Here is a 14613-nt window from a genome sequence, read left to right on the forward strand (position 1 = left end):
TTAACGCTTTATTACCAAAAACCCTTCTGTTTTCCTAAGAATGGTCTCGCCTTCGATTTGAATGTTAAAAAAGTATGTCCCTTCCGGTAGCCTACCTGCACCCATTTTGGTTTTGAGATTGGCATCTCCTTGAAAGACTTGTGAATCGTTATCATAATTTTCAATACTGAAAACCGCATCGCCCCATCTGTTATAGATAGTAACAACATTTTCAGGGTAGTATTGAATATTTTCTATATGCCAATATTCATTGATGCCATCGCCATCGGGAGAAAAACCGTATTTGGTTTCGTCTTCGGGGATTATTGTTGTAAACGATTGTTCAACGCACTGCTGTGCATCACCGACGCTGTTATATGGGGTCACCGTAACATAGATCAATGTGTCAAAAGGAAATTCCCCACCATGTATGTAGCTGGTCTCAAGCCCCATGTCCCTATTGTCAAGAATATCTGTTCCTAAGGGGGTTGTTCCTATCGATAGGCGATAACCATCGGTCTTTTCAACTTCTTCCCAGCTTATGCTCGTATCTAGTGCTACCTCGGTTTCCCCATTTACGGGGTTTGACAAAATAGTGCATTCCGGTGCGATGATTTCTGTCTCAAAACTTTCAAAAGTACATCCAACCGCATCTCCGGAAGTGTTGTAAGGTATTACGGTTACATAAATCATCGTTTCCGAAGGTAAGCTCTCAGCAAATACGTAATTCGTTAAGGATGCAACATCTTCGTTGTCTACGATATCGGTTCCGTTAGGTGTGGTACCTACCGATAATCTATACCCATCTGCGTGTGATGAGGCATTCCATGAAATGTCGGTAGCTACATTTATTTGGGTCGCGTTATTCAACGGGGCCAATAAGGTTGTGCATGTAGGTAAAGGTCTAATCGTAAAACTTTCCGAAGTACATCCAATAGCATCACCAACTTCGTTATATGGGGTTATGGTTACGGTAACAACTTCGCCTTCATCAAAATTACTGGGGAAGTTGTATGAGGTATTGGTAGTATCAAAATCGGTTATGTTATTCAATGTCGTATTACTTGCGGATACGGTGATTTTATAGCCATCGGCATCGGTTATACCATTCCAACTAATACTATTTGTAGTCGCAATCACGTCTCCGTTCAAAGGTGCTATCAAGTTGGTACAGGAAGGAACCGCTTTTATAGTGAAACTTTCTGAGCTACATCCAAAAGCATTTCCTGCATCGTTGTAAGGTACTATGCTAACCGTTACGGTCTCACCTTGTTCAAAATCATTTGAAAAATTGTAAGAAGTTCCTATAGTGACATCTACATCGGTCATAGTATTGACCGTGCTGTTACTGGCCGTTACGGTCAACCTGTAGCCATTTGCGCCAGTAATCTGAGTCCATTCAATATCACTGTCCACAGCGATATCGGTAGAACCATTTAGTGGCAAGGTTAAGCTTGTACAGTCAGGCACGGATTCAATGGTAAAGCTTTCGGTATTACAACCTATTGCGTCTCCCACTTCATTGTAAGGTACTATAGTTACCGATACAGTTTCACCTTGTCTAAAATCGGTAGGGAAATCGTAAGTGTTTCCAGTAGTGATATCAAGGTTTGATACGTTGTTGGCCGAACTGTCACTGCCCAAAACCGTTATTCTATAACCGGTTGCGTCGGGAATGGGTGTCCATGCCAAATCGGTGTCCAAGGCTATATTGGTACTGGCGTTCGTCGGTAATGTCAAGCTGGTACAAGTTGGTACCGGTTTTATGGTAAAACGCTCTGAGATACATCCTATAGCTTCGCCCACTGCGTTATAGGGCACTATGGTTACTTGTACGGTTTCGCCCTGTTCAAAATTATTGGAAAAATCATAGCTATTCCCACTTGTAATGTCAAGGTTGGTAAGATTATTTGCAGTGCTGCTACTTGCCAGTACGCTTAGCCTGTAACCTGTTGCATTAGCACTTGGAACCCATTCGATATTTGTATCCACGGCTACATCTACAGATCCATCTGCAGGAGTCGCCAATGCGGTACATAAGGGCAGTGGAGGTGGTATTGTGGTAAAACTTTCCGAAGTACAGGCTGTTGCATCACCCATGTCGTTATAAGGCGTAATAGTTACCGTAATCGTTTCTCCCCTATTAAAATCATCGGGAAAGGTATAGTCTGTGGCTGTTGTTACATCAACGTCGGTTAGGTTGTTCGCTGCCACACTGCTACCTGAAACGGTTAACCTATAACCGTCGGCATTGGTACTGGGAGCCCATTCTATTGTCGTATTGACCGGAACATCCGTAGCTCCGTTTATAGGCGATACCAATGTGGTACATTCTGGTGGGCCGTCGGTCATGAAGGTTTGTTCGGTACATCCTGTAGAATCACCGTTTACGTTGTAAGCCGTGATATTTACAAATATCATAGTGCCTTCGGGAAGATCATCGGTTAAATCATAAGTGGTTATATCGCCTATATCCCCCGTAAATATTTCCGTACCGCCGCTTGTGGTACCTACGGTTAAACGATAACCATCTGCCGAACTAGAACCGTTCCAACTTAAATTGGTATCCAAAGGGACGGCCGTTGCATTATCGGCAGGTGTAGCCAATAAAACACAGGATGGGGGACTAGTCGAATTTCCAGTAGTAAAAGTCTCTTCTACACACCCTGTAGCGTCCCCTTCGTCATTATAAGGTATAATAGTCACGTAGTGTAACCTATCTTCTTGAAGGTCATTGGTAATGTCATAAGTTGTATTAGGGCCTACATCAATATTATTGGCCACTTCTATACCACCTGACGTCGTACCCACTACAACTAAATACCCAGTAGCGTTAGGCACGGCCGTCCAGCTCAAATTGGTATCTATAGGCACATCGGTTTCGTTATTTGCCGGGCTTATCAAACCAGAACAAACAGGAGGAACTGGAATAAGTTCGGTAGTAAAGCTTTCCTCTCTACATCCTGTAGCATCCCCTTCATCATTATAGGGAATAATTGTTACAAAAATAGCTGTGTCTTCAGGGAGGTCTACACCAAATTCATAGGTGGTATTATTACCCACATCTTCGTCATCTACAAGCTCGTTTCCTCCTGCGGTCGTTCCTACGGTTATTCTATATCCGTCAGCATTTGAAATCGGGTCCCAACTTAAATCCGTAGTAACCGCAACATCGTCGTCATCGTTGGTGGGAGACAATAAATTGGTGCAATTTGGTATTGTGGCCGGATTACTTGAAATCGTAAAACTCTCCTCGGTACATGGCCCTACTGCATCGCCTTCGTCATTGAAGGGAATCAATGTCACATAAACTATGTCACCTGTGTCGAAATCAGATGTAAATTCATATGAAGTTTCATTATTGATAGTTTCGTTATCCACTATGTCATTTCCACCGGGACTGGTTCCTACCGTCAAACGATACCCTCTTGCATACAAAGCTGGTTCCCAGGTAATGTTGGTATTTACCGGTATATCGGTATCGCCATTCAAGGGTGATGTCAATATAGTACATTCTGGAATGGGACAATCTCTTATATCCCCATCAAAAGTCCAACCAAAATTATCGATCATTGATTGTCTTTCTTCTTCTGCATCGCAATAGGGCAAACCAGTAGCCCCCAATGTAATACCATTGGTCAAGGTTTGTTCTGACCAGGCAATCAAGGTATTGTCATAGTTTTCTCTCGTCAAGGCAGTGTTACCGAGCATGGCATTCATGTTCGATACACCGCTTACATCCCAATCCCCGAAATATTGGTTTAAAGAAGTGGCGTTAAAAAAAGCTGCGGCCATAGTCACATCTCCCAAATTCCATAAGTCCATAGGCTGATTATAAGCTATGGCCTCATTGAACATACGATCCATGTTAGTAACATTTGCTACTCGCCAGTTATTGATATCTTGATTAAAACTTACAGCATCTTTAAACATTTCTCTCATGGTCGTAACCGCTCTAACATTCCAAGCCCCTATTTCTCCGTTAAATGCCGTCGCTCCATCAAACATATCTTCCATAGTGGTTACAGAGGCTACGTTCCAAGAATTAAGAGACTGGTTAAAAGTTGTAGCGTCTTCAAACATACTTTTCATAGTTGTCACAAAAGACGTGTTCCAAGAGTCGATGGGTCGATTGAATGCGGTAGCACCTCTAAACATTTCTTCCATATTAAGCGCTTCACCGGTATTCCAGCTCTGAAGAGGCTGGTCAAATACAAGTGCTTCTCTGAACATACCTGCCATATTTGTTACAGAGGCAACGTTCCAAGTATTTATATCTCTATTAAATATGGCTGCTCCATCAAACATAAATGGCATAAGTGTTACTGATGACACCTCCCAAGAATCAAGTGGCTGGTCAAATACAAGCGCACCACTGAACATAGATGACATATTGGCTACTGCACTTACATCCCAGCTGTCTAAAGGTTGATTAAAAGTTTCAGCACTATCGAACATAGAAGACATATTTACCACAGAGTTTACATCCCAAAGGTGCATAGGTTGGTTATAGGCCAAAGCCCTTCTGAACATTCTAAACATGTTAAGCACATTGGTCACCTCCCAACCATTGATATTTTGATTAAATACAGTGGCAGACTGAAACATACTGGACATGTTTGTGACCGTCGTAACGTTCCATTGGTCCATTGGTTGATTATACGAAGACGCACCTGAGAACATAGATGCCATACTAGTTACTTTGTCTACATCCCAATCGTTTAAGTTTTGATTAAATGCTGCTGCCGAGTTGAACATGCTACTCATATTGATTACCTCATCCACGTCCCACTGGTCTAGTGGCTGGTCAAAAGAACTGGCAGATGAGAACATATTGGTCATGTTGGTTACATTGTCCACATCCCAATCATTCAAAGGTTGATTAAAGGAAGATGCCGCATTGAACATATAGCTCATATCGGTCACATTTAGTACGTCCCATGCATTTAGGGGTTGGTCAAATGAAGTAGCGGCATAGAACATACTATACATGTTTTCAACGTTACCGACATTCCACGTTCCGATGGGTTGGTTAAAAGCTGAAGCGGAATTGAACATCTGTGCCATAGAAGTTACATTAGATACGTTCCATGAATCCATAGGTTGATTGTAGATTGATGCCTGATAGAACATATTGCTCATATTTTCAACATTACTAACGTCCCAATTGTTAATGTTTCCATTGGAATTGTAGGTGCGGCGAAACATACTTTGCATAGTCGTTACTTGAGACAAGTCTGGAACATCCGCTGCATTATATACCATGTTTTCGCAGAAATAAAAGGTATTTCTCATACTCTTCCATACGTAGGTACCCCACTGATCTACGGATAAAAGCTTTAAGTTGTCGCGACCGGATGAACCATAATAATGAGCAGGATAGTCTCCAATTATAGATACTGTATATATACCTGGAGAAGGATAAGTATGGGTGATTTCATTGGTTACATTATTGTCAAATTGGTCGTCTCCCCAGTCTACAGAATAATTATAGTCATTTCTATAATTCGTATTATGTTCTAATCTAAGTTGGTTTATTCCTGATGAGTTTCTATCCAAATTTCTTGTGTCTATTGTAAATTTGAATGCATCGGGACTATTGACCCATGATGGGACTACGGTAAATGTTTCCGCAGTACATCCCGTTGCACGGCCATCAGTATCATTATAGGGCACAACTGTTACAGATACTTCATCACCGGATTGTAATAGATCATTACCGACACCGTCTTCTAGGTCTAAACCTGTCGTACTTCCGCCAGCGACTTGTATATCATTAAACGGGGTAGACGTTGAACCTCCTCGTGTAATTACTACTGTAACATAATAGCCCGTGGCACCGGGAGTCTGTGCCCACGTTAAGTTAGCACTTGCAGGTACATTCGTATCTCCATCAATGGGTGATATTAAATTGGTACAGAGTACAAACGAACAATTCACAATATCACCGGTAATGTTCCAGCTAGAGTCGTCTATAAGGTCCTGCCTTTCATCCAGTGCATCGCAATAGTTAAGACTTGTTGCGCCTAGATTAACATTGTCTCTAACCGTTTGCCCAGCCCAGCCGATTAGGGTATTGTCGTAGTTTGACTGTGATAAACCCGAATTGGAAAGCATATTGGCCATACTCGTCACACCGCTTATGTTCCAAGAGCCTAAATCAAGGTTAAAGGCAGTGGCATTTTGGAACATGCCCGCCATGTTCGTGGCCGAATCAGTTATCCAATTACTGATATCCTGATTAAATAGCGTAGCGTTTTGAAATATGTTGCTGAAGTTTGCAACTTGGCTTACATCCCAACTATCTAGCGGCTGATTAAATTGTCTGGCACCGCTGAACATGCCGGACATATTGGTTATTGCAGTGGGTGTCCAAGTATTTATAGGTTGATTGAATGCTTGGGCGTCTCTGAACATGTTGCTCATGTTTTCTACCTTGTCTACATTCCAACCCGTAATATCTTGATTGAACACTGTAGCCTTTTCGAACATACCGCTCATGTTGGCGACTTCATCAACGACCCAAAGATTTAGAGGTTGGTCAAAGGCCGGACAATCTCTAAACATATTGCCCATATCTTCTACTTTACTTACATCCCAATCATTAAGCGGTTGATTAAATATCATTGCCACAAAAAAACCATCGAACATACCGTTCATGTTGATGACATTGCTTACATCCCAATCATTAAGTGGTTGATTAAAACTTGTGGCCCTATGGAACATTTGGGACATATCGGTTACGGCGTTAACCGTCCAATTGTTAATGTTTTGATTGAATCGACTGTATTGGGAGAACATGCCGGACATATTGGTCACATTGGCAACACTCCAATTGTCCAAGGGTAAATTGTATGCGCTGCCCTCGAACATATTTGACATATCAGTTACATTATCTACACGCCAGTTGTTCAGTGGTTGATTAAAGTTGCTAGTGTATCGAAACGTGCTACTCATATTTTGCACGTTCAGCGTATTCCAATTACTTATATTTTGATTAAAGCTACCTGCGCTACTGAACATGCCGCTCATATCGACAACATTATCAACTCTCCAATTGTCTAACGGCTCATTGAAAAGCCTAGCACCTAAAAAGGTTTCTGACATATTGGTAACGGCGTTGGTTGTCCATGAATCGAGTGGTCTGTTGAAAATAACCGCATCCGCAAAAAGTCCTGACATGTTTTCGATACTATTAACGTCCCAATTATTCACGATACCATTAAACGATGTACAGCCTCTGAACATACTTTCCAGTGTTGTCACATTGGACAGGTCTGGTGAATCTATGGCATCAAAATTCAGATTTGTACAACCGTAGAATGCATTTTCCATGGTTTGCCACTGAATGGTGCCCCATTGTAGAATTTCCTCGATTTTTAATTTATCATTGGCTTCCTCATCATTGAAATAGATAGCAGGAAAATCCCCACTTATTGAGATGGTATACGTACCAGGACCGGACAGGTAGGTATGTGTGATATTACCGGTGACTCCTGTGTCCGAGGTTCCGTCACCCCAGTCGACATCGTAGTTGTATGTTGTAAAGGCCGGGTTTGTAGGGATGGTTACCTGATTTGTTGCAGATGAGCCTGTTTCAACATTAACGGTATTCCAAATAGCCGTAAAATCCTGACCATAGTTGATAACGGTACACAAAAATGCAAGCGATAAAAATAACTTTTTAAGCATAATCGTTTTGGTTGATATCTCCCAAGAGATGTGTTATTTTAAGTGTCGATAAAGCCAAATTCCAGAGGTAAAAATCGTTCTAGAACATGTTATCGGCAACACTGAATCCCGTGATATACAAATAAGGGTATGCAATGATGCTAGACGTTAACGGTCTAAACCATTCGCAAATTGTGTGAAACGTACCAACCGAAGGAGTGGAGCCTTTTTTTAGGTGATATCCCCTAAAATAAGATTATTGAGTAAGATTTTTCCTATATTCTGAAGGGGTCTTGCCCGTGTGGTTCTTAAAAATTCTGTTGAAAGAAGTCTTGCTTTTAAAACCGGAATCAAAAGCGATAGCTAAAAGTTTGGAATCTTTATGACTTTTAGATCGCATTAATTTTTGTGCTTCAAGCACTTTGTACGAATTAATAAAGTTATAGAAGTTTTGGTCAAATCCGGAATTTAGCACTTCAGATAAATGATAGCTGCTCATTCCTAATTGCGAAGCAAGCTCGGATTGTGAAAGTTCACTGTTCAGGTATGGTTTGTTCGCTTTGGTAAATTGTATCAAACACTCTTTATATTCCTCAAGAAGATCTTTGGTCAGAGATGAATTTTTATAGGAAGAAGTGGTTTCGGGATTTAATGATCGGTACTCACTTTTCTTAGTGTTGTTATTTTCAAGCACATTGTTTTTGCCCAAGCCGATAAATTGATGTTGAATTTTCTCTTGCGTCCTACGGATTCTTCTTTGGTACAAATAGAAAAGTAAACACGTTACAAAAAGTATGGCCGTTAAAACGAGCGACCTAACGATCCATGTATTGTTGTTGTTTTTTAAACGGGATATGATATTGTTTTTATCGGTCAGGTCCTTTTCAAGGTCTAGCCTTACCGCTCTATCTTTTACTTTTAATGTATTGTTTTTTAGCGAAAGATATGTTCTTTCCGCTTCCGATGCTTTTTCTACCTCATTCTGTAATAGGTATGCTTCGCCGAGAAATTTTTGGCAGAACAGCTCTATTTCCGGAAGTTTTTTATCAATGGCGATTGCATTAGCTTCTTCCAATTGGGCAACTGCTAGGGCAATATTGTTCAACTTTATGTTAGCGGCTCCTATATGGAGTAATGCGGATGCCTTTTCGGAAATATTTTCCCTTGTATATTCTAGTTCCAGGGCTTTGTTACCGGTACTTACGGCTTCTTGATAATTTTTTTGGTAGTATTTGATTTCGCTGATATTGTTTAGTGCGGTAGCGATTATGCGTTCGTTCTTAATTTCCTCGCCTAATTCTTTAGAGCGCATCAAATATTCTAAAGCCTTGTCCATATTACCAAGCCCATCATAACTATTGGAAAGTCCGTTAAGGGCTGCCGCCTCTATTTTTGGGTTTTTCTCATGTTTTTCCAAAAGCTCCAATACATTTTCCAGGGTTTGTATGGCCTTGGGGTGTGCCTCAATATCTACATAGATGTTTCCCAAGTTTACCAGAATGATAATTTTTGTTCTGTAATCTTCTGGAATGGCCTTGGTAAGTTCAAGTGCTTCTCTATATAAGGTCAAGGATTTGTCTTGTTTGCCACGGTTTTTATAATATACCGCTTGATTTACCCTTCCCAATATTTGAAATTTGACCAGTCCGTTTTCTTTTGCTAGCGCATATAAAGAATCACTATAGGCTTTGTGTTCGTCATATTCCCCGTTATGATATACGTTTGTTAATTTTTGTACATAGTATGTTGCTTGTTTTTCTGCAACGGAATCTGTTTTGGGTATTGACTTTTCAAGTTCTTGTGAAGTTGACTTAAAATTGGCGAAGACCAATAGAACAAAAACAATGCAATACTTCATAAGGGGAATGTTTAGTGCATAACTAAAATAGACAAAAGACAAAATACTGCAAACTTAAAAGCATCAAGTAGCAAATATTGTACAAACCACATTTTAAATTATCACTGTTTTCAGGGAATTTATGGCTGTTTTTTCGAAAAAAGTAAAGAATCGGTCCGTTTTGTGGTCCAAATACTTTAAGTGTACCTGTAAACACTTACTTTTAGTCAAAATACTCTGAATATAGCCATTAAAGCGAACATTCCGATTTTGTAACTTTATTATATGAAAAAATTAAGTGTGCTATTACTGTTTTCCACCCTGTATTTTGCCGCTTTGACCTACTATTGTTCTATTACGCCGATGTTGGGGAAAATCGTCTCAGCAATTTTATTCCCTTGATTTTGTTTGGTGTTCTATTCATTTGTATCCTTACAAGTTTTTTTATCAGCCTCATGCCTCGAAAAATTGGGATTTCAAACAAAAAATGGCTTGTAGGTCTCATAGCGGCATTGCCAATTGTAGGGTTTTTATCCTTCTCTTGTGCCTTTGCCTATTTTGCCTATGACTACCAAAATGAATGGGAAATTCAGGTAGAGTCCGATAACTTGGTATTAACGGATGTTGACTTGGAAGAACGGCGATCGGGAGATTTTAGTTAAAAGTTAAGTGCAACAAAAATTTGGAAGCTAACATCAACGTTTGAAGAAAGTAAACGATTGGTGCAACACTTTTTGCCTAAACGTAAAGATGCAGCCGACTTGATGTATCTTCTACAAACCGAAAAAACCAAGTATGGTTTGGATGCTTATGGTTTCGGGAACATGTTACAGTGCAGCTGCCATGGTAGAAAATACGAACACGACTAATTTTGAAGACAACCATCTAAGGTTTAATATCTTAAATTTTATTGATTATATAATTTCTAATTTGTAATCAACGATTTATATACTATTTATTGATTACTATTACGCCATCGTTATTGATGACATAATTAACACGATCAATTGCATTTGTGTTGCTGCCAGACTTTTTTTCAATTGCTATGTTTGGGCCGTTAAATGTACAGACTTGTAAAGCTCCTTTAGAGCGGTGGGCCGATGCAATCATTAAATGGTCAATATATTTTCCATTATCATCATAATTTATCAATACGCTTTCGATAGTGTTTTCTTTAATCTGGATTGTGAGGATAATAGAAACAAAGTTTTGCGAAAGGTTTAACCTATGGTCATTGCCAACAACATAGTCGAATGTGTTCTGATGTATATCCGTATACACTTTTTCTAACTGTAAAAGCGAATACTCTTCCGGAAGAATCTGATAAGAGGGCTCCGCATAATATTTCATGCCTGCTTCGTACCTTTCTTTTTCAAAAGTCGTATTCTCAAAATCACTATTTCCCATATATATCGTGGTGTTCCAAATTCCGGACAACAATTCGTTAAAAGCCTCATTTGTGGTGGTCAAGGGCCAAGTGTAATCACTTTTGGTATTGTTTTCAATCAAAATTTTGTAAGGGATGGGTTGCTTTTGCCAAGGGGTCAGCGGATAAACCAGATAATTATCGTAATCTTTTATTTCAAAGGGTTTTTGCGCGTTCCATTCATATTGAAAAGGGACGGTTTTCTCCAATGCTTCCACATAAATATCACCAAAAACATAATTAGTGGTAAAACCGCTAACACCGTTTGTAAAAGCTTTTGCTTGGGTAATTCTTAGGCTAGTGCCTGTAGGGATTTTATAAGGCGTACCAAGCTCAGTAGGGAATTCATTTTTAAGTTTAATTAGGTACGATGCTTCTTTGATCGGGTCATCATAATTTTTGACAATGTAACAAAGGTGTTTTGTTTTTACGGTGGTATTTACAATTTCTGCATAAGGAAACTGTTTCGAAATATCTTTTTTTTTAGTTTTAAGTGTAAAATACAGGGCTAAAATAAAGAGTAGTAACAGAACGCCAAGAACTATTAAAATTTTAAAAAGAAGGCTCTTCAGCGTCATTGGATTTTTTTTGCATTTTCTTAAACTAACGCAGATGAGTGCAAGTTATTCTATTTCCCACTAGCCTAGATTGGCTTTGTTGCCTAATATGTTTGTGCCTTGATACCATTTTTTTTAGCATAGGACATGGCGATGTCCATCAATTCTTGGTGAAGTGCATCTAATTCTGGGATATTTTTTTCGTCAAAACGTAGTAGTGTTTCATTGATTTTATCGGTATCCACTCCTTCATCTATCATTTTTGCTATCTCTAAATAATCGGTCTCATATTTGTTTTTCACAAAATTAAACTCCTTTAGGGATGCCTCGATGAGAGCTTTTGTATCGTCAGTGATCTTAAGTGCCTCAATTTTTTTGATATCCTTTTCAATGTCTACAAGCAAATAGCCAGTAACGTTTTCTTGCAAACTTTCAGTTTTAATTAAGTTTTCATTGTTAATCGTGTAAAGCATTCCGCCATTTCTCTGAGCAATCATGTTCTTGAATTTTCTATTGCCAAAATCCCTGAACTTATTGGTGTTAAGGGTTGTTCGGTCAAAATAGTTTTCGGCCGTGTCAAAAGAACATGATTGAAACAACATTGAAATAATAAGAAATATCGATAGTTTTTTCATGATTTTATATGTATTTGAGTTGACGTTGTAAAAATCAGCATATCTAAAATACGAATACTCCCGGTTTCCCGTGAAATTTTTTAAGATAGCTTGCTCATCTTCTCTCGAATCTCTTTCAAACACAAATTGTCCAAACTACCTTCATGGGTGTGTTTGATTTTTCGTTTGGGGGTGAAGTTGCCTGCCTGAATTTCCTGCCCCATTTGTTTGTAGGCATCACGAAAAGGCATACCGTTCTGAACGAGTTCGTTCAGAGTGTCCACACTGAATAAATAGTCATATTTGGGGTCTTCAATGATGTTTTCGTTGACACGGATTTCTTTTAGACTAAAGGTCAAAATCTCCAAACAAGCTTTCATATCTTGAATCGCAGGCACGATGATTTCCTTGACCAATTGCAAATCACGATGATAGCCACTGGGAAGGTTATTGATCACCAAAGTCAATTGATTGGGAATGGATTGCAGTTTGTTGCATTTGCCCCTGACCAATTCAAAAACATCGGGGTTTTTCTTATGCGGCATGATACTGGAACCTGTAGTCAATTCATCGGGAAAGGATATGAAATCGAAATTCTGGCTCATATACAAACAGATATCCATGGCCATTTTTGATATTGTAGCGGCGATATTGGCCATTCCGAAAGCCGTAGCTTTTTCGACTTTGCCTCGACTCATTTGCGCGGCAACCACGTTGTATTTCATAGTCTCGAAACCCATATCTTGAGTAGTGAACCTTCTGTCGATGGGGAAGGAACTTCCATAACCCGCCGCACTGCCCAATGGGTTTTGGTCCGCGATTCTGTAAGCGGCTTCAATGAAATACAAGTCATCGATCAAACTTTCAGCATAAGCTGAAAACCATAATCCGAAAGAAGATGGCATTGCGATTTGTAAATGGGTATAGCCTGGTAATAAGACTCTTTTATGCTTATCCGCCAAGTTCAATAATAAATCAAAAAGGGTTTTGGTCTGAGTTTTAATCTCGGAGAGCTCATCTTTTAAATACAAATGCATGGCGACCAAAACTTGGTCGTTTCGAGAGCGCGCCGTATGGATTTTTTTACCTGTATCGCCCAGGGCCACGGTCAATTGAAATTCTATTTTGGAGTGCATATCTTCAAAATTATCTTCAATTGTAAAAGAACCCTCTTCGATTTTTGTGGCGATTTTATCTAATTCCGTAACTAGGTCATTTGTCTCTTTTTTCGACAATAACCCAATTTTGCCCAACATTTTGGCATGGGCTTTGGATGCGATCACATCATATTTTGCCAGGTGTAAATCAAGTTCACGGTCATTACCTACGGTGAAATGGTCTATTTTTTTATCGGTACTAAAGCCTTTGTCCCAAAGTTTCATTTATTTAGATGTTAGATTATAGATAGTAAGACGTAAGACTGATTGGTAGAAATCTAAAATCTTACGTTCTACATCTCATGTCTTTTTTAAGAATCCTTCCAATATTTTAATATACAAATCAATGCCTTCCTCGATTTCATGCACGTAAATATACTCATCTGCGGAGTGGGAACGCGTACTATCTCCGGGACCCAATTTTAGCGATTGACAGGTCAATGCGGCTTGGTCGGAAAGGGTAGGTGAGCCGTAGGTTTGTCGTCCCAAAGCGATTCCTGATTGTACTAAAGCGTGATTTTTATCTATTTTGGAGGAGTTCAATTTCAACCCACGTTCTTGTAACTCACAGGGTGCTTCGGCCTTTAATAAATCCGCAATTTCCTGATTGGTATACGCATCGTTTACACGAACATCGATCACCAGTTCCACTTGTGCGGGGACCACATTGTGTTGACTGCCCGCATTGATTTGGGTCACGGTCATTTTTACATCTCCAAGCGCTTCGGATGTCTTTTCAAATTTATAATTCTTGAACCACTCCAATACTTCGATCGTATTATAAATGGAGTTATCATTGTTTGGATGTGCCGCATGGGACGGAGTTCCTTTGACTACTGCGTCAAAGACAATCAGTCCCTTTTCAGCAATGGCCAGATCCATTAAGGTGGGTTCACCAACTATCGCCACATCGATTTCGGGAAGGTGGGGAAGCAATCCTCTTAAACTATTCTCACCAGCACTTTCTTCTTCCACGGAAGCGACCATCAAAATATTGTGGTTGAGGTTTTCCTGCTCGAAAAAATGAGAGAACGTAGCTAGTAGGGAAACCAAACATCCGCCCGCATCATTGCTGCCCAATCCGTATAATTTACCATCTTCGATATGTGGATGAAACGGGTCTTTGGTATAGGCCTTATTCGGTTTTACCGTGTCGTGGTGGGAGTTTAATAGCAGAGTCGGTTTGCTGTCATCCCAGAATTTGTTCTTTGCAAAAACGTTGTTATGAATCCGTTCAAAAGAAATATCAAATTCTTTGAACCATTCTTGAATGGCATCGGCGGTTTTATCTTCTTCGGATGAAAAGGATTGTATTGAAATCAATTGTTTCAATAAATCCAAGGCTTTCTCTGTCAATTTTTCCTGCATCATT

General features: G+C 39.7%; 7 protein-coding genes. 1 reads left to right on the top strand and 6 read right to left on the bottom strand.

The window, feature by feature from the left end; genetic code table 11:
* Together HYG79_RS10480 and HYG79_RS10485 are read right to left on the bottom strand one after the other, a co-directional pair.
* Positions 1-7671, bottom strand: a complete 7671-nt coding sequence (locus tag HYG79_RS10480; protein ID WP_179242042.1) for a BspA family leucine-rich repeat surface protein — start codon at positions 7669-7671, stop codon at positions 1-3.
* 235 nt (positions 7672-7906) lie between these two features.
* Positions 7907-9508, bottom strand: coding sequence for an AraC family transcriptional regulator (locus tag HYG79_RS10485; protein ID WP_179242043.1), 1602 nt, complete (start codon positions 9506-9508; stop codon positions 7907-7909).
* A gap of 434 nt (positions 9509-9942) precedes the next feature.
* On the opposite strand from HYG79_RS10485, the gene HYG79_RS10490 reads away from it, so the two are divergent.
* Complete coding sequence (locus tag HYG79_RS10490) at positions 9943-10149, top strand: hypothetical protein (RefSeq protein ID WP_179242044.1); 207 nt, start codon at positions 9943-9945, stop codon at positions 10147-10149.
* A 289-nt stretch (positions 10150-10438) separates the two neighbouring features.
* Here HYG79_RS10490 and HYG79_RS10495 read toward each other — a convergent pair whose 3' ends face one another.
* From HYG79_RS10495 to HYG79_RS10510, 4 genes are all read right to left on the bottom strand, one after another.
* Positions 10439-11491, bottom strand: coding sequence for a hypothetical protein (locus HYG79_RS10495; RefSeq protein WP_179242045.1), 1053 nt, complete (start codon positions 11489-11491; stop codon positions 10439-10441).
* A gap of 83 nt (positions 11492-11574) precedes the next feature.
* Positions 11575-12105 (bottom strand): hypothetical protein, encoded by a 531-nt coding sequence (locus HYG79_RS10500; RefSeq protein WP_179242046.1) that lies wholly within the window; start codon positions 12103-12105, stop codon positions 11575-11577.
* Positions 12106-12185: 80 nt separating this feature from the next.
* Positions 12186-13466, bottom strand: a complete 1281-nt coding sequence (gene argH / locus HYG79_RS10505) for an argininosuccinate lyase (protein WP_179242047.1) — start codon at positions 13464-13466, stop codon at positions 12186-12188.
* 75 nt (positions 13467-13541) lie between these two features.
* Entirely contained in the window at positions 13542-14612 is a 1071-nt protein-coding gene (locus HYG79_RS10510; protein ID WP_179242048.1) for a M20 family metallo-hydrolase, read from the bottom strand.
* Between the last annotated feature and the right edge of the window lies 1 nt (position 14613).

It is taken from the genome of Costertonia aggregata (genome assembly GCF_013402795.1).
Taxonomy (GTDB): domain Bacteria; phylum Bacteroidota; class Bacteroidia; order Flavobacteriales; family Flavobacteriaceae; genus Costertonia; species Costertonia aggregata.